This is a genomic window from Methylophaga sp. UBA4204 (genome assembly GCF_002379485.1).
Classification (GTDB): domain Bacteria; phylum Pseudomonadota; class Gammaproteobacteria; order Nitrosococcales; family Methylophagaceae; genus Methylophaga.
This window is the reverse complement of record NZ_DFTU01000048.1, coordinates 52005-71820: the sequence shown is the minus strand read 5'-3', so window position 1 is coordinate 71820 and position 19816 is coordinate 52005. Positions and strand designations below refer to the sequence as shown.

The 19816-nt window shown below is 43.4% G+C and carries 15 protein-coding genes and 1 riboswitch; of the genes, 8 read left to right on the top strand and 7 right to left on the bottom strand.

Translation table 11 applies throughout. From position 1 onward, the window contains the following. Both B3182_RS07120 and B3182_RS07115 read left to right on the top strand, forming a co-directional pair. Positions 1 to 662, top strand: a 662-nt coding sequence (locus B3182_RS07120) for a L,D-transpeptidase family protein (protein ID WP_292752105.1), incomplete at its 5' end; no start/stop codon positions are given. Positions 663 to 1106: 444 nt separating this feature from the next. Further along, entirely contained in the window at positions 1107 to 1559 is a 453-nt protein-coding gene (locus B3182_RS07115; protein ID WP_292357355.1) for an SRPBCC family protein, read from the top strand. A 121-nt stretch (positions 1560 to 1680) separates the two neighbouring features. On the opposite strand, the gene B3182_RS07110 is transcribed toward B3182_RS07115, so the two are convergent. Beyond that, on the bottom strand, positions 1681 to 3789 hold the full coding sequence (locus B3182_RS07110; protein WP_292357357.1) for a TonB-dependent receptor: 2109 nt from the start codon (positions 3787 to 3789) through the stop codon (positions 1681 to 1683). A 465-nt stretch (positions 3790 to 4254) separates the two neighbouring features. On the opposite strand from B3182_RS07110, the gene B3182_RS07105 reads away from it, so the two are divergent. Both B3182_RS07105 and B3182_RS07100 read left to right on the top strand, forming a co-directional pair. After that, positions 4255 to 4599, top strand: a complete 345-nt coding sequence (locus B3182_RS07105; RefSeq protein WP_292357359.1) for a DUF3592 domain-containing protein — start codon at positions 4255 to 4257, stop codon at positions 4597 to 4599. A gap of 299 nt (positions 4600 to 4898) precedes the next feature. After that, on the top strand, positions 4899 to 7814 hold the full coding sequence (locus tag B3182_RS07100; protein ID WP_292357361.1) for an EAL domain-containing protein: 2916 nt from the start codon (positions 4899 to 4901) through the stop codon (positions 7812 to 7814). A gap of 5 nt (positions 7815 to 7819) precedes the next feature. On the opposite strand, the gene B3182_RS07095 is transcribed toward B3182_RS07100, so the two are convergent. From B3182_RS07095 to B3182_RS07085, 3 genes are all read right to left on the bottom strand, one after another. After that, positions 7820 to 9103 (bottom strand): GGDEF domain-containing protein, encoded by a 1284-nt coding sequence (locus B3182_RS07095; RefSeq protein WP_292357363.1) that lies wholly within the window; start codon positions 9101 to 9103, stop codon positions 7820 to 7822. 329 nt (positions 9104 to 9432) lie between these two features. Further along, a complete protein-coding gene (locus tag B3182_RS07090) occupies positions 9433 to 12759 on the bottom strand; it encodes a bifunctional diguanylate cyclase/phosphodiesterase (protein ID WP_292357365.1) in 3327 nt (1108 codons plus the stop codon). Positions 12760 to 13163: 404 nt separating this feature from the next. Further along, complete coding sequence (locus tag B3182_RS07085; protein WP_292357367.1) at positions 13164 to 13643, bottom strand: hypothetical protein; 480 nt, start codon at positions 13641 to 13643, stop codon at positions 13164 to 13166. Positions 13644 to 13765: 122 nt separating this feature from the next. Further along, a riboswitch (cyclic di-GMP riboswitch) is annotated at positions 13766 to 13843 on the top strand. Positions 13844 to 13858: 15 nt separating this feature from the next. Here B3182_RS07085 and B3182_RS07080 point away from each other — a divergent pair. Continuing rightward, positions 13859 to 14464: a VPLPA-CTERM sorting domain-containing protein gene (locus tag B3182_RS07080; protein WP_292357369.1), complete on the top strand. Its 606-nt coding sequence runs from the start codon at positions 13859 to 13861 to the stop codon at positions 14462 to 14464. 73 nt (positions 14465 to 14537) lie between these two features. Here B3182_RS07080 and B3182_RS07075 read toward each other — a convergent pair whose 3' ends face one another. Together B3182_RS07075 and B3182_RS07070 are read right to left on the bottom strand one after the other, a co-directional pair. Next, positions 14538 to 15911 (bottom strand): PFL family protein, encoded by a 1374-nt coding sequence (locus B3182_RS07075; RefSeq protein ID WP_292357371.1) that lies wholly within the window; start codon positions 15909 to 15911, stop codon positions 14538 to 14540. Positions 15912 to 15921: 10 nt separating this feature from the next. Then, positions 15922 to 16470: a glycine cleavage system protein R gene (locus B3182_RS07070; RefSeq protein ID WP_292752102.1), complete on the bottom strand. Its 549-nt coding sequence runs from the start codon at positions 16468 to 16470 to the stop codon at positions 15922 to 15924. Between the two features lie 439 nt (positions 16471 to 16909). On the opposite strand from B3182_RS07070, the gene B3182_RS07065 reads away from it, so the two are divergent. Both B3182_RS07065 and B3182_RS07060 read left to right on the top strand, forming a co-directional pair. Beyond that, positions 16910 to 17242 carry a hypothetical protein gene (locus B3182_RS07065; protein WP_292357374.1) on the top strand — a complete coding sequence of 111 codons (333 nt, stop codon included), beginning with the start codon at positions 16910 to 16912 and terminating at the stop codon, positions 17240 to 17242. Between the two features lie 6 nt (positions 17243 to 17248). Continuing rightward, positions 17249 to 17587: a 5-carboxymethyl-2-hydroxymuconate Delta-isomerase gene (locus B3182_RS07060; protein ID WP_292357376.1), complete on the top strand. Its 339-nt coding sequence runs from the start codon at positions 17249 to 17251 to the stop codon at positions 17585 to 17587. A 20-nt stretch (positions 17588 to 17607) separates the two neighbouring features. Here B3182_RS07060 and B3182_RS07055 read toward each other — a convergent pair whose 3' ends face one another. Continuing rightward, entirely contained in the window at positions 17608 to 18609 is a 1002-nt protein-coding gene (locus B3182_RS07055; RefSeq protein ID WP_292357378.1) for a helix-turn-helix domain-containing protein, read from the bottom strand. 178 nt (positions 18610 to 18787) lie between these two features. Here B3182_RS07055 and eutB point away from each other — a divergent pair. Then, positions 18788 to 19816 (top strand): ethanolamine ammonia-lyase subunit EutB (gene eutB / locus B3182_RS07050; protein WP_292752099.1); only part of this gene is annotated, 1029 nt, incomplete at its 3' end.

Here is a 19816-nt window from a genome sequence, read left to right as displayed (position 1 = left end):
TTGGGACTGCCCGCCGCCCTACCCCCACCCTTCGATCCTCCATAACCCACCTCACCTTCAGTCCCACTTGGACAGTGCCCCCCACCATTTACCGTCAAGACAAGCTGCCCGAGATTCGGCGGAGCATAGCGTATCTAGCCAAAAATCGACTCAGAGTACTGGATCGGGATGGACGTGAATTAAATCCTGCCACTATTGACTGGCAAAACCCAGGTCCTATTAAGCTTCGTCAGGATCCGGGGCCAAGCAATGCGCTTGGTCTGGTGGTCTTCCGTTTTCCCAACCCTTTTTCCGTATTCCTGCATGACACTCCCTATCAAAGTCTGTTTGCCAGCCACAAGCGTACCTCTAGCTCCGGCTGTGTACGTGTAGAAGCGGCCAAACAACTGGCGGACAAACTTTTCGTTGGTGCAAGTCAGAAAACCCAAAACGCAATAAACGATGCCTTGCTTAATAAACAGACACGCAATATCCCCTTGCCTGCCAGCGTACCGATCTTGATGGACTACTGGACAGCTGAGGCATTAGACGATGGTCGGTTGGAATTCAGACCCGATGTATATCATCGCGATGCAGAATTGATGGCAGCCTTGAAAGCACAGCAAAGAATAATAATAAATACCCTTTTCACTGAATTAGAAGAACATCCTGCAATAATGTAAACAGGTTTCAGTTCAGAATTTTCCATTATCAGCCGTTTTTATAAACCGACAAGCGCATGCTGGTTGATTGGATCGACGACTATCAGCCGGCAGGCGCCAGCTGCTTCCGGAAATATCATCATTCGTTTTGCGCCCCACCATGCATTCTTTATTCAAATAAAACTTATGTGAAATAGTGTAAAAACTTGCTGCATTTCAATAACTATAAATTTATATATGAATTGTAAATATTGTTATTGAAAATCAGTGGATTAGCCAACTCAGTCTTTTTATATCCTTCCCCTATGTAGTAATTTTTCCCCACAGTGTCGATCTCGTGAAGTCTCGTTCGACAATCCAGTAGAGACAGAGGTCTTCCAAAGCTTCAATTTGGAAATTCTGTTCCACTACAGCTACTAACTGATTTATTCCTAATCTGAATAAATCAAAATTAAGGATATTGTTATGTTGAATGAAACAGGTACAGTTCGATTACACCGAGTTTTGCGAGCTCCAGCCGAGCGAGTTTATAAGGCATTTACAGAGAAAAGCGCTTTAGAATATTGGCTCCCTCCCTATGGGTTTATTGGGACGGTCCATGAAATTGATGTTCGCGCTGGTGGTGGCTACAGGATGTCTTTCACAAACTTCGGTACTGGCAACAGTCATACTTTCACTGTCGAATTTGTAGAGCTTGTGGTTAATGAACGTATTCGCCACACGGATCGTTTTGATGACGAAAATCTTCCCGGTGAAATGGAGGTTTCAATCGACTTAAAATCAGTGAGTTGTGGAACGGAATTGAGTATTGTTCAGGAAGGTATTCCAGCGGTCATTCCAGTTGAAATGTGTTATCTGGGATGGCAAGAATCACTTGAACAACTTGCCAAGCTGGTTGAAGCAGAGATTCCTGATTAAATAGTTTAGTGACTTAAATAGGTTTGGAATTTTTTGTATAAGCGCGTTCCCACACAAGAGCGTGGGAACGAGCGTTTATGGTAAGTCGGTGCTAAGGCACGAAGCACAAGATAATCTGCTGTTAAAAATCCAGTGAGTAACCCAACGTTACAGTTCGGCCACGACCTTTAAAATAACGGGTTGGATTGGCCTGTGCAGACTGTGAATAATAGGTGAAGTAATCTTTATTCAACAGATTAGCAAACGCCAGGTTGAGTTTACCAGCTGGTAGTTTATAGCCGACTGAAGCATCGACCAGAGTGTAGCTGTCGAAATCCAGTTCCGGGTTCTCATCAAACCGGCGAGTGAAGTTATGACTTGCCTGGAGAAAAGAGCTCACTTTAGGTGACCAGTTTGCTGACCAGCTGGCGATTAAACGATTTGGTGGAATATCAGCACCGGTCAGATCTCTATCTACTTTACCGTCCCCATCACTATCTGAGCGACCATTGATATGTGAATAACTGAGTTGCAGATGGTTGGCTTTATTTACTTGATACCCCAAAGTCGTTTCTACACCAGTAATTTCAGTTTCTTCACGTTGGATGAAAAAATCATCACCAACTTGTTGCAGTCGGGAACCCAAATCAGAATCTGATTGGTAATAGCTGATTTCAAAGTTGACTTGCTGCCAATCAATACGAAAGCCGATTTCACTGTTTTCTGTCACTATCGGTTTTAAATCGAGAAAATTATCGACGTCCAGTCCTGGTGTATCAATTCCACGTAAAACCCGGCCTACATCTGGCATACCGAAACCTTCAGAATAGTTAGCAAACAGGCTCAACCAGGAGGTTGGGCTGACTACCGTACCAATATTAAATAATGTTTCACTGAATTCAGGATTACCGCCCTCCACTGTCACACCATTTTTACTTGCCACGGTTTGATAGGTATCGACATTCAACTTGGCTTTTTCGTAACGCAAACCGGTATTGAATACTACAGATTCCATTGGCTTGAATTGCGCTTGAATAAAGGGTGCGTAGTTTTTGAATTGCGTCTCTGGCACATAACTTCTACCGGTCAGCATTAAACGCTGTTCGGTAGTGTCTTCAAGGATATCGATACCGGTTGTTAGTTTGAGCTTGTCATCAAATAAGCCATCTTTCATTAAGGTGAATTTGGCGCCGTTTTTATCGGATTCATTTTGTGATTGATCAAAACCCTCCGGGGCCAGAACCGGGTCAACAAAACTTGTGGAGTCCGTCACACCAAATAATGCTTCAAATTCCTGCTGATAAGCCTGGGCGGTAAATTCCATTCCGGCCAAATCAAAGTTTTTATAGGTCAGGCTGGTAGTTAATACCCGGTTTCTCGGTGCATCCCCCATTGGGGTCGCATTAATGGAGGTTGTGGGGGTACCGTTGGCCAAATTGCCATCGACACTGGTGTAGTTATTATCCCCTTCCAACTGGAAACGGTTGATGGACAATTCCAGGTTCTGATTATCATCAAACCAGTAACCCAATTTGGCAAAGACGTCATAGCTGCGTGAATCCATCAGATCACCCTGTGTGTTATCGACGCCGATAGGATCCTCGTCATCATCCAGATACAGGCCTTGCGTTTCATAACTCAAGCCCAGACTGTATTCCCAATTATTCTGGCTTCCCAGCAAGCTGTAATCAGCCCGATAGCCCATGGTTTCAGCATCAATTTTGTTGGTCGGCATGGTGGTTGAAACCGACATACGTTGCTTTAGTGTATTGGCCGTAGGTCGCTTGGTAATAAAATTTATAATGCCACCGGTAGCACCCAAACCATGAATGGCACTTGCCCCATGAATCACTTCAATACGCTCAACCATTGATAAATCAATGGTGTGCCCATCACGTTGAGAGTCTCTTAATGGGTTCGATTGTGGAACACCATCTATCAGGAACAGAGGAGAGCGACCACGAAAGGTTTCCCCTGCACTGCTCAATTTTTGTCGGCTGGGAGAAAAAGATGGGAGCAAACTGCTGAGCACCTGAGAGGTATCGCTGGAGAATTCCATTTGCTGCTGAATTTCTTCCTGGCTTATAACGGTAACGACCTGTGGAGAATCTTTTAGCAGTGTGTCAGAGCGGGTTGAAGTGATGGTTAGTTCGTCCAGTTTAACAGCGTCTTCATCGGCCATTACCCCGAGCGATAAGGATAGCGTTGGTAACAAAAACAACATTTGTTGTGAGAGCTTTTTCCGTGGCATCAATTTCTCCATTTAAATTTTAAAAGCACAACATGTTAACCTTAATCTAAATCATTATCAATTGCATATAAAGAGGGTGATTAGCAAATTTGCACAGACCATAAAGGATTGCTACCTTTCAAAAAAAATTGTTAAAGGGTGAATTTGTGGAAGTGGAAATTCGTTTATACCCTCAACGGGGATTAGCTGAGAGCTACTCAATTAATCATGGAAAGATAAAAGTTTAAAAATATTTTCTCATTACAACTGATAAGCAGTTGGGCCCAAGGTGCTGAACGGCTCGATAAAACCACGGTAAACCTCAGTGATGCTGAAGATATTGTTGTAGTTATTCATGAACAAAATTAACAACAATCTGGATAAAAGCTAATGCGAGGCCTTACGGTTATTAACATTATATTTTTTATGATGTTTTTATTAAAAATCCAGGCTGAGCATGGCGTTTGACATTAAAGAGTTAAAGCAATGAACATAGCTTTATTAGCAGGATCGGCGTTAACCCTATTTGGCATTTATTTGTTAAAGCATTCTGTGACCAGTTATCAGAAAGCAGTGGCAAGCCAACGTTGGCCCAGCGTTACTGGACAACTGACTGAAGTGCTGCTTTGGGGTTCACGAAATTTAGGTGGGCAAATAAAAGAAGTTGAAAAGCTGAATGTAGAATATAACTACCAAATTAACGGCCAGAACTACACTGGAACATTACCCGCCTTTTATACGGTGATGTACCCGGAAACTCTAGAGTTTGCCGATCAATACCCAGTTAATAGTGATATCAAAATTTATTACAACCCGAAAAATCCCTCTTAGTCTGTATTGATCCCTGGCCCCAGAAAAGACAAACCATACAGTGACTTAATTCTGGGTTTGTTAGGTGTCATTATCGGCGTTGCCATTGCTGTTCTAAGTTGGAGGGGCATTATAGGCTAGCGCTAACTGGCGCTGGGAAATCAGACCCAATAGCGGATTATGCATTTTCACGTAAAAGCAGTATATTTTAAACACCGCATAAATAGTTGACTAAATTAGTCATCAATTGATTAAAAAGTTGAAACTTTAGCTCTGCAAAGCGGCTCTTAGAAAAATGGATGTTAAGGATGATGCACGCGATGGAAGATATATTTGGACATATATCGCTCAATGAGACGAGTTTTCACAACCGCAAGGATTTGATCCGCCTACGTACTGAAGACATTGAGCTACTTCTTGCCTTGCATGTGCCCCTGCAGATCTATGAAACCGAGCTGATTAACGCATTTTACGACCATTTGATGTCATTCGATTTTGCTCAGGAGTTACTGGCAGATCCTGAAGTCCGAGCCCGACTACAATCCACCCAAAAAACTTATTTTCGTAGACTGACTGCTGGTGAATATGATCTGGATTACGCCAAGGATCGTATTCGTGTTGGTATTGCCCATGAACGAGTGGGTCTGACAACGCAGTGGTACATTGGCTCTTACGCCGTTTACCTAGAACTGACCTGCCATTACATTGCTAAAATTCTCTCACAAACGCCCGCTTTAATTGAACCCTCCATCAACGCGTTATACAAAGTTGCCTTATTAGATATTACTCTGGCATTTGATGCATACATGTATGCAAGTCATAAGTCGATCCATGCTGCCAGACAAGAAGTTTCTGATAAATATGAGGATCAATTAAATCTGCAACAAACCATCGATCGTATTCAAAAGGCTTTTATTCTGAATGCATCGTATGACAGTGCTTTGGAGTTGCTGTTAAACGAGCTCATCGAATTCACCAATAGCGCTTTTGGTTTGATTGGCGATGTACTACATGACGAGAATGATGCCCCATACCTGAAGCTTCGAGCGCTGACTAATATTGCATGGAATGATGAAACCCGGGCGTTGTATGAATCCAATCAGGCTAATGGACTGGAGTTTCATAACCACCATAACTTGCTTGGCAGCGTTATGACCACCGGTAAACCGGTTATTGCCAACTCACCAAATTCAGATAGCCGTTCTGGGGGCGTTCCCGAAGGGCATCCCACATTGAACTCCTATCTGGGTCTCCCCTTCTATCACAATGGCAATATTGTCGGCATGATAGGGCTGGCAAATGCCGAAGAAGGTTACACCGAGAAGACAGTAAAACGTCTGACGCCCATTCTGGAAACCTTGGAAAGCCTCTATGAGGCACGGAAACTACGTGATCAATTAACCGAAACTTTGCATGAAAACGATGAATTACGTCAGCAAAATGAAACACAGATTGCGATTTTATTGCAAAAATCAGCTGATGCGATCGGGATCATTAACAAAGATATGGTCATTACCGAATGTAATGATGCCGCCGTTAAGCTTTATGGCGTGTCATCACGTCAGGATTTGATCGGTCTATCTCCATTAAAGATTTCTTCTGCAAACCAAAGTAGGGAATCCAGTAAAAATCTTGCCAAACATTATATTTCCAAAGCATTGACTGAGGGCTATCAACGCTTTGAATGGCTGCAAAACACCATCCATGGTGAGAATACACCTACCGAGGTAACCCTGACCCCAGTTATCTTTCATGGAGAGGCTTGCATTCAGGTGGTGTGGCGCGACTTGACTGAAATAAGGGCCAAAGAAAATAGAATTAAACAATTGGCGTATTTTGATGAATTAACCGGGCTTGCCAACAAAAATCTGTTTAGTGATCGTGTCAAACATCTGCTGGAACTCTCTAAACGCTTTAACTACACCATCGCAGTTGTTTACCTCGATTTGGTCAATCACGAAGATGTGAAAGAAACACTTGGTTATATCGCCGGAGATGATTTGTTGCACGCTGTCGCCCGACGTATTGCCAGTACCATCAGAAGTGCCGATACCTTGATACGTTATGTTTTTAGCGATGACCACAGAAATTTCGATATCGATCAAAGAGCAATTGATCGGGAATTTGATTCGCTTGCCAGAATCAATGGTGAAGTCTTTGCCTTGGCAGCGGTAGTGAAATCTGCCGATGCCGCAGCAATGATGGTGGCACGATTGCAGGATACATTAAAGGCACCTTTCACGATTGCAGACTCAAAAGTCATGGTGAATACCCGAACTGGTATTGCTTTATTTCCACAAGATGCAGAGACCTTTGAAACGCTTACCCGTGGTGCCGCAATCGCCCTGGATATTGCTAAAGAAAAATCACAACCCAGTTACTTTTTTAACGTAAAACTTGGCGAAGAAATCCAACGCCGCTCCCTCATCGCGAAACGGATTGAATATTCACTGAAATTTGATCCCGATAGTTTCTCTATCCGAATTCAACCTCAAGTTAATGCTCAGACCCATCAACTTACCGGTGCCGAAATACTGTTACGCTGGGATGACAACACTCTGGGTAGTGTTCCCCCCGGTGTATTTATTCCTATTGCCGAAGAACGCGGTTTAATCAATGAGGTCACTAAACTGGTTTTACAGTTAACGGCCAATGCCCTGAACGCCTGGAAAAAACAAGGTCATACTTTGTTTACGGATCAGGGGATTCGCATGGCAATCAATATTTCTGCTAAAAGTATTGATGATTTGGTTTTCATTGATGAATTTATTGCCGAGGTAAAACAATCAGGTTTAAGCCCGACGGATTTTGAGCTGGAACTGACCGAAACCGGAATCATGTATGACCCCGAAACTGCGATAGAAATCATTAAAAAACTCAAACAGGAAAACTTTGTTCTGGCGATTGATGATTTTGGGATGGGACATTCTTCGCTCAGCTACCTGCGAAACATTGAGGCTGACATTCTCAAAATCGATATGTTCTATATCCGCAATATGCTCAATGACAGTAAAAATATGGCGATCGTTAAAACCATCATTTCAACGGCACAGATTTTTGGTATGAAAACCTTGGCTGAAGGTGTTGAAGATGAAGAAACAGCGAATGAATTAAAAATCTTAGGCTGTGATTATGCTCAGGGTTATTTCTTCTCCTACCCTCTCACCATTAGTGAGTTCGAAGAGAAATGGATAAAACAAAATCGCACTTCCAGGGGCAACTTAAACAATCGTTGAACTGTTCAACGAATACAGTTTTTGCCACGCTTTTTGGCTTTGTACATGGCTTCATCGGCGGCAGCGATAAGTTGGGTAATTTGCTCTCCCTGTTCGGGAAACAAAGCGATACCAATACTGACAGAAAGTTCTATTTCATGTTCTTGCCATTCATAGGGTTCTGACAGTGACAAACGGATTTTTTCGGCTACTCCCAATGCACCTTTGCGGTTTTCCACTGTATCCAACAGCACGACAAATTCGTCTCCACCAAATCTTACGACGGTATCGGTTTCTCGCACACAATCGGTAATACGTCTTGCTGATTCTTTTAACAGTTGATCACCGGCTGCGTGGCCATAGGTATCATTGGCCTCTTTGAATTTATCCAGGTCCATGTACATCAGAGCAAAATGGTTTTGTTCACGCTTGGCTCTTAATAATGAACGTTGCACCCTATCCTGAAATAATTCCCGATTGGGCAAGCCGGTTAATGCATCATATAAAGCCAGATGTTGTAGTCGTTCAAATCGTTGATGGCGTTCAATTGCAGTGGCAACCTGTAATGCCGTAAAGGTCAATAACGCTCTATCGTTTTCATTCAGCGAATAATCTTGTTCCATTAAAGCCAGGCCAATAATGCCGTGAGACTCTTCATCAAACACCAGCGGCACCAGTAACATTAATTTGTCATCAATTTTTTCGAGCGCGATTTGATTATCACTGGCAATGCGAAGCTTCACCTCATTTTTCAGCATATGCATGCAGCCGCCCACACTCTCAAAAATGGTGTGCCATTTAGAATCATTTATGGGCGAGACTTCAACACCGAAGGTCGCGATGGAGATATGAGAGTCGAGATGAAAGAGAATTTGCTGGCAGATCTGTTTGATGCCGTTGGTTCGGTGCGCAGTGTCTGATATCGCAATCAGCGAATTTTGCATTTCCTCTGCGGCTTTAATACGGGTGATATCACGGGCAACGCCCAATCGCATTTTATGCTTGTCTGACCAGCTGGTGGACCACAGCAGATGCACAACCTGACCATCTTTTCGTATATAGCGGTTCTCAAAATCCAGGACATGTTTGTCCTGCATAACACTATCAATACTTTGCTGAGTTTTATCATGATCTTCGGGATGAAGCAGATCCAGCATTCTTTTGCCTATCAATTCTTCGGCTGGATAGCCGAAAACGCGATGCGCTCCATTGCTGATATAGATAATCCGGCTGTCTTCATCCACAGCACAAATGGCGTCGAGCAGTAAGTCTACGTATTCGCTAAATGAATCAAGAAGAGGTTTATCCATAACATATTCTTACGTGTTGTCGGGCATCTGACAAGCATCTCACCAGTCTGTAACTACTAAGCTATCGACCTGTTCGTGCTATCAATCTGTGCAGTTATTCATGAACCGTCGGAATTATTCACTTAAACGTCAGGAAAAACCGCTTGCGGTCATTCATTGATAGCATCGTCCTGGTTTTGCTGTTTTAGTTTTTATCAGCCTTTGGGCCGCTACGTAGCTGTGGTTAACCACTATAATTTTTGCCATTTTATTTATTGGCCTGGCCAATTGCGCTAAAGATCACCTCATTTTCGTCTAATGATGGATGAAACAACGCTCCAGAATTCAAATCACGCCGAAGATGAGTTGATGAATCCAAACCGGTTTTCGACATCTTCACTCGACATTGGTTTTGCGAACAAATAGCCCTGAATTTCATCACATTGATGTTTCTTGAGAAAATCACACTGTGCCTGGGTTTCCACGCCTTCGGCAATAACCGTTAAACGCAATTGTCTCGCCAGAATAATGGTTGTATGCACAATGCTCATATCATCAGCATCATCTGGGATACCATCAATAAATGATCGATCAATTTTAAGTCGATCAAATGGGAAACGTTTTAAATACGCTAGACTTGAGTAGCCAGTTCCGTAATCATCAATTGCCAGACAAATGCCCATTTCATGAAGCGAGTTTAAGATAACAATAGCCTGTTCAGGGTTCTGCATGGCACTGGATTCGGTGACTTCCAGTTCCAATAGATGTGCAGGACAACCTGTCTCATCAAGAATTCGTCTTATATCTGTAGCCAGCCCGACATAGTCCAATTGTCTGCGTGACAGATTAACTGCCATCCGAAAATTCGTTTTACCGGCCTCGAACCATTTTTTTGCCTGCAGGCAGGCGGTCCGTAAAACCCAATCACCAATCGGTAAGATCAAACCTGTTTCTTCCGCAACCGGAATAAAAGTGGCTGGAGAGATGAAGCCAATTTTAGGATGAGACCATCTTAGTAACGCTTCTGTACCTATGCATTCTCCGGTCGCTAAATCCATTAACGGCTGATAATGCAAATACAGCTGGTTTGTATGCATCGCATTTCGTAAATCATTTTCCAATTGCAGTCGTGCATGAACACGATCATCCAGTTCGGGACTGAAGAAACGGAAAACGCCTCGGCCTTGCTCTTTGGCCAGATATAACGCTGTATCAGCATATTTCACTAATGTTTCAGCATTGACTGCATCTCGGGGGCACAAACTGATCCCAATGCTGGCATTAACATGTAATTGATGACCTACTACCATAAAGGGTGGAGATAAAATGTCGAGTAGCTTTTGGGCGACATGTGCCGCATCGTCAGGTGTATTAATACTGGGGAGCAAAATCAGAAATTCATCACCTCCCACCCGGCCGATGGTATCTTCTTCACGTAATACCCCAAGCAGGCGTGAACCAACCTGCTGTAACAGCAAGTCACCTGCCTGATGACCAAGTGAATCATTGATGGTTTTGAAGCGATCCAAATCCAGAAACAAAACGGCCAATACATCGGCATGACGTGTAGCATGGGTAATCGCATGCCCGAGACGATCCATCGTCAATAAACGGTTTGGTAAAGCGGTTAATGAATCGTGATAGGCAAGATATTCAATATGTGCTTCCTGCTCTTTCCGTTCCGTTATATCCTGGGCAGTGCCGGCAATTCGATACACATCGCCCGCTTCATTCAATATCGGAAAGGCTCTTTGGTGAATATGACGAATGGTGCTATCCGGGCGGATAATGCGAAATTCAATATCGTATTCGCCAGTTATCTTGCCTTGAACAACAGCCTGACTGACATTATTTATATCTTCAGGATGAATCGTTTCCAACCAGGACGACGGCTTATCATAAAGACTTTCACAGCTGCGTCCCCAGATGCTTTGATAGGCTGGACTGATATAAAGCAGATGCCCCATAGCAAGATCGGTCAGCCATACAACTTCTTCAATATTATCGGCAAGTTGCCGGAAACGTTCTTCCTGCTCCCGCAAAGCAATTTCAACCGCTTTTCTTTCAGTGATGTCATGCGTTAGTGCCAGATTGTAGCCAATTCCGCCATACTCAAAATAGTTGGCATTCACCTCGACTGGAATGATCCTGCCGTTTTTTGTTTTATGGCGAGTTTCCAAACGAACGGAACGTTCTTGTTTAAGTTCTTGCCAATGTTCGTTCCAAACCTCCTGAGAGGTATCTGGGTCAACTTCAGGAACGGACATAGCCATTAATTCGTCACGGCTGTATCCCATGGTGTGACAGGTTTCATCGTTGACATATCTGATGCGCCCTTTTCCATCCAGCAGATAAATGCATTCTTTTACCTGATTGATAGCAAAATTTAACAGGGCGATACTTTGATCTGATTTTTTACGCTCTTCGATATCTTCTATCTGCGAAACTAAATACAGCGGCTGGTTGTTTCTTCCTCTGACAATGCTGGTTGTGAGTCTTGCCCAGAAATAGTCCCCATTTTGATGACGATAGCGCTTTTCAATCTGCATATAGGGAATTTGATCAGCAATCAGCCGATCAAGCTCCGCTTGTCCTTTATGCAAATCCTCGGGATGGGTCATTTCCTGATAGGTCATTTGCAGTAGTTCAGTTTCGGAATAGCCGAACATTTCATAAATGGAATGATTGGCTCTTAACCACTGCCCACTCAAGGACAACACCCCCATTCCAATCGCAGCAAATTCAAACGCCTGCCGAAAGCGTTCATCACTCTCACGTTGTTCACGATATATCAGCAAGCTGGTCAAGCCATCAGATAAACGATGACCGATTTCACTGAATAAACGTTTTTCGTCGTTAGTCCACTCTCGCTCATACGAACATTGATGCAAACCAAACACCCAGGGTTTACCGGTTTTTGGATAGATGGCCGTACCGATGATTGAGCGAATATGATGCTCTCTCAGAAATTCGGGTGCATCAGGACTTTCTATAGTGGTAATCAGCGTTACTGGTTCACTGTTGGCCAGATAGGCTTCCAGACCTCGGGCTGCCTCTTCGGTCATCGGGAAATCTGTTCCAGCAGACAGACCACCAGGGTAGTCAGGAGTGGTCTGCTCCATGGGGATATGCCAAGTGGCACTTGCTGGATCACAAGGATATAAAAGCCATGCTCTGTCACATGCAAAACACGACAATATCGCTGCCAGAACATCACTCATCATCTGCTCAAGATCATTGGTGCCCTGAATAGCCCGGTTGACCTGATCCAGACATTCAAGAAACCACAAATGAGACTGATTTTCCTGCTCTGTACGTTTCAGGTCGGTGATATTTTGAAAATAGCCATGCCATACCATTCCGTTTTCTGAATCCGCTTCAGGCATGGCTTTGCAATCCACTAAAACCTTACCTTTCTGAGGGTGTAACACATGCCAACCCAGATTCAGAGGTTGCATCGTTTGAGCTGACTCAGCCATTTTCTGCAGAATAATGCCACGATCATCTGAATCAATGCTCATCCATGCAGACGAGGAATCTTCAATAATTTGTGCTGCGGTAAAACCAAAAATATCAACGATGGAAGCTGTACTGTCGAGAATTGCTATCTGCCGCTCAGACTGCAGACAAAACTTCACTATGGCAACCGGTGAGGTATCGGCTACATAGCTGTTCACGAGAGGCTTTTTGGCTTTGTTTTGGCTGAGGTGGTCATTAGATAGATGGTCAATACCCCGTCTGTTTTTACTTAGCGATTAAGTTGAAATAATTTCAAGGACTTACTGATTCATAACAGGCAATTAAAAATATTTAAACAGAACTGTTAATTGATTTTAACGATCTTAAAATGCCGGGGCATCTTAGGCATATTACCTTTTCATTACAAGGGATAATTCTCACTAAAACCAGGGACTTTTACCTTGGTCGTAATATATTGACTCCAAGGAAAGAAAATAATTTGTCCCGTAGAAATTTAATGCGATTATAGAGATTTATTCTCCAAAAACCTGTGCTCTCCATCTCATCCTCAAGCATGAACTAAAAGCAAGTGGTCTTATGGTTTTTGTGAGCGTTTGATGAGTCAGGTCAGTAGAGTTGTAAAACGTTGGGCGGGAGGTGAGTTTACAAAAACACCTGGATCGTTTTTTTCTGCGAAGCAGACATTTACGATCACATTTTCATAAAGCCAGTAAATATAACCGCCTTCATCCATCCGGTAGCGCCACTGGTACTGACACTGTACCCACCCTTCTTCGAGCGAAGTAAGTAATATCGGTGGTTCATCGGCCTGTAATCGTGGTTTGAACTCCACTGTCTTGACTTTTAAACCAACACGAAAACGATCAATTAAAAAATAATCATCTGTCAGTTGATAGCGAATGCGATTTCCGGAAATATCATCCCCATGCTTATCAAGCAATATTTGCTTATTAGACAAAACAGAAGAGGAGGATTTTAGCGGATAGCGATCAGGTAATCCTGCCCTTGCTTTTTTGTGCGCATCAGAAAGCTGAGATTTATCCCACTGAAAGATAATAATTTGTACAACGAGTTTTTGCATTAATAAGTTACCGGACTAACCGTAAGTGATTTATTAAGTGTATTTGTACCAAAGTACAATTAAAAAACGTCTAAATAAGGATTATTTTGAATCTGTGTCGAACTTTATAAGACACATTTATTTTTAATTTTTGCCAAACTTAATGCGAATTAAGGACGGAAAGTTTCCGGTCTCAAAGTTGAGATTGCTGAACTACAAAAATTGAGGATATATCTATGAAAAACTTAACAAAAATTTTAGCAATATCTGCATTATGTTTTGCTCCAGTTTCCTTTGCTGCAACCATTGATAGCCTATATGATAGCTTTGAAGGTGAAGGTCAGGCGAGTTCTGTCTTAAACTATAACAGCTTCGTTAATTGGGATGTATCAAACGGTACGGTTGATTTGATCAAAAACGGTAATCAATGGGGAATCGTTTGTTCAGTTGGTAGCTTTTGCGTAGATCTGGACGGCTCAACTGGTGACGCAGGAATTTTGTCTTCTAAAAATGGTTTTTCTGCAGGAAAATACAAAGTGAGTTTTGATTTATCTGGTAATCAACGTAATGGTCCTGCTGACCAAGTTTCGGTGTTGTTTGGAGCAGGTGCACTTGTTAATCATCTTCTCTTGGATTGGGATGAAAATTGGCATACCTATAGTTTCCTGGTTGATTTGGTTGATGGGGATAAATTATCTTTTAGAAACTTCGGGGGGGATAATGTTGGAGCGATGCTGGATAACATCCGGGTTTCAGCCGTTCCAATACCAGCAGCAGTTTGGTTATTTGGTTCAGGTTTGATGGGCTTTTTAGCAATGCGTAGAAGAGCGAAAAGCCAGTAATTCTGACGCTTATTTTATCTAAAAAAGCCGTGACAGTTTCTGTCACGGCTTTTTAATTGTTAGCATAAGATGATCAATTGACCAAGCTTTGAATCGGAGCAGGAATACGTCCGCCTAGTCGCACAAAGCGGTTTTCCTGATTCCCCATATTGACAGCCATCACTGGGCCTTCACCCAACAAACCACCAAACCGGACAATATCACCTGCTTTTTTGCCAGGCGCTGGAATCAATCTTGCTGCTGTGGTTTTTTTGTTAATCACACCAATTGCCATTTCATCAGCAATAATCGCGGATAGCATTTCAGCTGAAGTATCTCCAGGTAAAGCCACCATATCCAGGCCAACTGAACAGACTGCCGTCATGGCTTCGAGTTTTTCCAGATTCAAGGTGCCGTTTGCAGCCGACTCAGCAATGGTCAAATCTTCACAAACCGGAATAAACGCACCACTTAAACCACCCACATGTGAGCTGGCAAACGCACCACCTTTTTTCACTGCATCATTGAGCATGGATAAAAATGCGGTACTGCCAGGTGATCCAAAAGCTGGCAAACCGATCGCTTCAAAAATCTCTCCGACACTGTCATTACGATTCGGTGTCGGTGCCAACGACAAGTCGACAATACCAAATGGCAGATTGAGTAATTGTGCCACTTCACGGCCCACCAACTCACCAGCACGTGTCAGTCTGGCTGCTGTTTGTTTAATGACATCCGCCGCACGGCTCAGATCCATATTTTCATCTTCAGCCAAGGCTTTTTCCAAAGCCGCTTTTACTACACCGGGACCACTGACACCAACACTGACAACCGCATCTGCTTCACCGATACCTAAATAAGCACCGGCCATAAACGGTACATCCTGAGGAATATTGGCAAAGACCACTAATTTTGCAGCAGCAAGGCCATCATCGTCTGCAGTGAGTTCTGCAGCCTGTTTGATGATTTGCCCCATCTTGAGAATCGCGTCCATGTTGATACCGGCACGCGTACTGGCCACATTGACGGATGAACAGATTCGTTGCGTTTCCGTCAGCGCCTGTGGAATGGCTTCGATCAAAGCCTGATCGCCCTTACTCATGCCCTTCTCTACCAAAGCAGTAAAACCACCAATAAAATCCACACCCAATTCATGCGCCGCTTTATCAAGCGTTACGGCGACCTCAACTAATTGTTCTGAACTGAAAGGTGCACCGACAACACCGATTGGGCTGATAGAAATCCGTTTATTGGCAACTTCAATACCGTAGCGTCTTTCAATGCGGTTACAGGAAGCCACCAATTGGCCAGCATAACGGGTGATTTTGTCGTAAATTTTACGTTTGAATGTTTCCAGATCATGACTGACGCAATCGGTCAGGTTGATGCCAACAGTGACGGTGCGAAGATCCAGGTTTTGTTCCCGCACCATCATCAAAGTTGAAATAATGTCTTTTTCGTTGAGCATGAGAGGTTCCTTAATTACTGATGTTGCTCACGGATTCGAAGATCTTGCGATGTTGCGTATCAATTTCGATATCCAGTCTCTGGCCGACTTCATGGAGTGCATCACGCAAATCCTGCATGATGGTTGAACGCGGTACATCAACTTCAAACACCATCAGATTATCCATCGGATTCTTACCGCCTTTGAAAATCGCCTGAATATTGGTGATATTCACCCCATGACGGGCGAGTTGGGTAGATACTTCAGCCACCAGACCCCGTCGATCCGGGCCGATTACGGTCAGAATATAGGGTTGCACTTCAGGCGGATTTTCCTGCCAGGGTGTTGGTTGCTCATCCCAGGGATCAACGTGAATCGACAAACGCATTTTCTGGCCTACCTGCTGGAGAGCCTTGTGTAATTCTTCACACTGAGCGTCTTCCGGCATTGAAACCATTAATAATGCGCCGAATACCGATTGAAGCAGTGTTTGGCTCAGATTTTCAATATTACCGCCGTGCTCGGTAATAACCGTGGCAACTGCTGCCATAATGCCTGGCTGGNNTGCCTGGCTGGTCATTGCCAAGAACCGAAATGAGTGCCTTGTTCACGATGTCTCCTTGTATGAGATCGAATAGTTAAAAGCGGGTTTGGGCATAATTTTTTGAGGGAACCGCCTGCTCCTGTGGTCAATAGACCAAAGCAAATCCACAATGTCACATTGACGCGCCATTTTAGTTCATTAATGATGAATTTTTGTACAGATAAAGAATAGTCGGATAGCTTATCAAATTAGGGCTTGTTGATGTGCAATTTACCTATCATGAAGTTTTTGCTGTTTTATCGTTTAATAAGCCTAGTCTGCGCTTGCGTCAGCTGAATTTTCAGCTTTATTAGCACGGCTTTTCCAGCCGATTCTAACGCTTTGAGGGTGTCGCAACTCTTAGTGCTTTCTGAAACATTTGCGAAGTTTGTATCAAAATTAAAGTTTATTGTTTACTCCTAAATAAGAGTTTTTTATGGCCATTCAATTTCTACCGATTATCAAAGCTGTTGCGCCTTATGTAGCCCAAGTTGCAGCCTATGCGATACCGGCATTTACTGCCAAACCCGAAGCGGTCAAAGCAGATCCGGTTGTGGTTAAACAGATAGAAGAATTGCAAAAAGCAGCAACACAGAACGCTCAATCCATTCATGTGCTGGCTGAAAATATGCAGCAGGCGATCAGTGGCTTTGAAACGGCTGCTGAAGAAGCCAAAAGGCAGGTTAAAACCTATCGAAATCTCTTATTTTTTTCATTAGGTTTGTCAGCGATATCAGTGCTGATATGTCTTTATCTGCTTTTGAGATAGGTCACTATGCCACATTGCATTATTGAATTTTCCAGCTCACTGGATATCCCACCAGACCTATTGGTGGAGGCCGTTCATCATGGCGTATTGGAATCGGCTTTATTTGAGTCATCCCATATTAAAACCCGAGCACTGGCTTATGAGTATTTTCGACTGGCGGAGGACTGTAACGATTTTATCCATGTCACTATCCGTCTGCATCACGGCCGCACCACACAACAGAAGCAACAGTTAACCAAGCTGGTATTACAACAGTTGGAAAAACTTGCGTTAAAAAGTACTTCTATAACGCTGGAAACGGTGGATATTGAAACTGAAAGTTATGCGAAAGCTATCACCCCTTAACCATTAAATGCACACCCCTTTCAGGTTTGAATACCCTGTTTTTCCGCTAATACTTGTTGATGGCGCATTGCTGTAACGGAAGGATTCTCACCAAATAGACTGGTGTAATCATGGGTAAACTGACCGGCATGAAAAAAGCCCCATTGCTGGGCAATCATCGAGATGGTCTGCTCGTCCTCTAACCCGTTTAGCAAAATCCGTCTTACAGCATTGAGCCTTGAAATCCGCATACATTTAAGCGGGCTTATTCCCAATACATCTTCAAAACAATATTGCAGGGTACGACGACTGACATGTGCCAAATCACACAGATCCGTAATACTGAGCGGTTTATCAGGGTGGGAGTCCAGATACGCTGTAATCTTTTCTACCACGGCACGGCGTTTCACAAAGCTCGGTTTTTCATGAATCTGCTGCTCGTTTTGCTGCAGAATCTCCAGCACTGCCATAATTAAAATATCTTCCTGATGCTGTCGGATCAGATGATCTTGTTGTGGCTTCAAAACATCATTTAACAAGTAACGCAGTGAATTCAGTTTGTCGGACTGCCAGAATCTTAATGGCGAATAAAACAAACTGTTATCTAATACGATACCTTGTTTACGAGCGAAAGCATGAAGCGTGGCTTGATTAATGACAATGCCAAAAATATTGAATTGTTCTGGGGTAACTAATTCAAACTGGGTATTGCCAGGCCGAATCATCAGATGATCACTACTGACATGATGACCATTGATACGGCAGGATTTTTCATCTGCTGAAAAACCCAGCCAGATTGCATTAGGCCATACATTGCATTGTTGTCTTACGGTTTGGCTGGTGTGCTCTCGAAAGGCATGAACTGAATCAAACAGTACTTCTTCAATTTTGCCGTAAAAGCGTCCGTTACTAATCTGATCATACTGCTGTTGCCAGTTTTTCAGGTTATGGGCCTGCTCGTCGGCGTCTGTAGCTTCCATAACGCACCATTTAGATACAGTCCCGCTTTGTTTAGGTGCAAATTCTTCTGGATTATCGGTCATCTGCTTTACCCGTTTTAATAATAATGCCGGTGCTGCCTAAGTAAGTAACTGAATATAAACCCAATATTATTTTGCCGATTTTCGATATTCGGCCGGTATAGATATCGCATTCATAGTTTGTAAACTTTGTTTATTCAGGTGCAATTTTTATTCCATCTAATTGGATTTAAAGCAGTTTATGAGCCAAAGCTATCGATATCAGTTGGGCAGCAAAACCTATCAATTCGCAGATTTAGCTGAATTGATGGCAAAGGCGACCCCTGCCCGCTCGGGAGACCGATTGGCCGGTGTTATTGCTGAATCAGCAGAACAACGTGCTGTCGCTCAATTGCTATTAGCTGAAGTACCTTTAAAAACATTTCTGAATGAAACGTTAGTACCTTATGAAGATGATGAAATTACGCGTCTGATTATCGACGAACATGATGCAGAAGCATTTTCAGTTATCTCTCATCTGACAGTCGGTGATTTTCGGAATTGGTTACTAACCGATACCGCAAGCACAGAAGTCCTGAAACAAGTCAGTGCTGGCATTACCCCGGAAATGGCTGCTGCTGTCAGCAAAATTATGCGTAATCAGGATTTGATTCTGGTCGCCCAGAAATGTCGAGTGATTACAGCTTTTCGCAACACCATCGGTTTACCCAAACGCCTGTCTACCAGACTGCAACCTAATCACCCGACCGATGATGTCAATGGCATCGCGGCCAGTATGCTGGATGGTCTTTTATATGGTTCTGGGGATGCAGTTATTGGTATTAACCCGGCAACCGATAATGTGACGCAGGCCACGCGGCTAATGAATCTCATGGATGAAGTGATTTCTTTGTATGAAATCCCAACACAATCCTGCGTCCTCACTCATGTCACGAATACACTGGAATGTATCGAAAATGGCGCCCCAGTGGATCTGGTATTTCAATCGATTGGTGGTACCGAAAAAACCAATAGTAGCTTTGGCTTTAATCTGGCGATTCTGGCAGAGGCCCAACAAGCCGCTTTATCGTTGAATCGAGGCACGGTCGGCCAGAACGTGATGTATTTTGAAACCGGACAAGGCAGTTCCTTATCCGCCAACGCTCATCATGGACTCGACCAGCAAACCTGCGAAGCACGTGCTTATGCAGTGGCTCGAAAATTCAGTCCTTTACTGGTCAACACAGTGGTTGGATTTATCGGTCCTGAATATCTGTTTGATGGCAAAGAG

Bases quoted from the DNA above. Each gene is read 5' to 3' on its own strand.
- B3182_RS07115 (WP_292357355.1), top strand. From the start codon at position 1,107: ATGTTGAATGAAACAGGTACAGTTCGATTACACCGAGTTTTGCGAGCT.
- B3182_RS07110 (WP_292357357.1), bottom strand. From the start codon at position 3,789: ATGCCACGGAAAAAGCTCTCACAACAAATGTTGTTTTTGTTACCAACG.
- B3182_RS07105 (WP_292357359.1), top strand. From the start codon at position 4,255: ATGAACATAGCTTTATTAGCAGGATCGGCGTTAACCCTATTTGGCATT.
- B3182_RS07100 (WP_292357361.1), top strand. From the start codon at position 4,899: ATGGAAGATATATTTGGACATATATCGCTCAATGAGACGAGTTTTCAC.
- B3182_RS07095 (WP_292357363.1), bottom strand. From the start codon at position 9,103: ATGGATAAACCTCTTCTTGATTCATTTAGCGAATACGTAGACTTACTG.
- B3182_RS07085 (WP_292357367.1), bottom strand. From the start codon at position 13,643: ATGCAAAAACTCGTTGTACAAATTATTATCTTTCAGTGGGATAAATCT.
- B3182_RS07080 (WP_292357369.1), top strand. From the start codon at position 13,859: ATGAAAAACTTAACAAAAATTTTAGCAATATCTGCATTATGTTTTGCT.
- B3182_RS07075 (WP_292357371.1), bottom strand. From the start codon at position 15,911: ATGCTCAACGAAAAAGACATTATTTCAACTTTGATGATGGTGCGGGAA.
- B3182_RS07065 (WP_292357374.1), top strand. From the start codon at position 16,910: ATGGCCATTCAATTTCTACCGATTATCAAAGCTGTTGCGCCTTATGTA.
- B3182_RS07060 (WP_292357376.1), top strand. From the start codon at position 17,249: ATGCCACATTGCATTATTGAATTTTCCAGCTCACTGGATATCCCACCA.
- B3182_RS07055 (WP_292357378.1), bottom strand. From the start codon at position 18,609: ATGACCGATAATCCAGAAGAATTTGCACCTAAACAAAGCGGGACTGTA.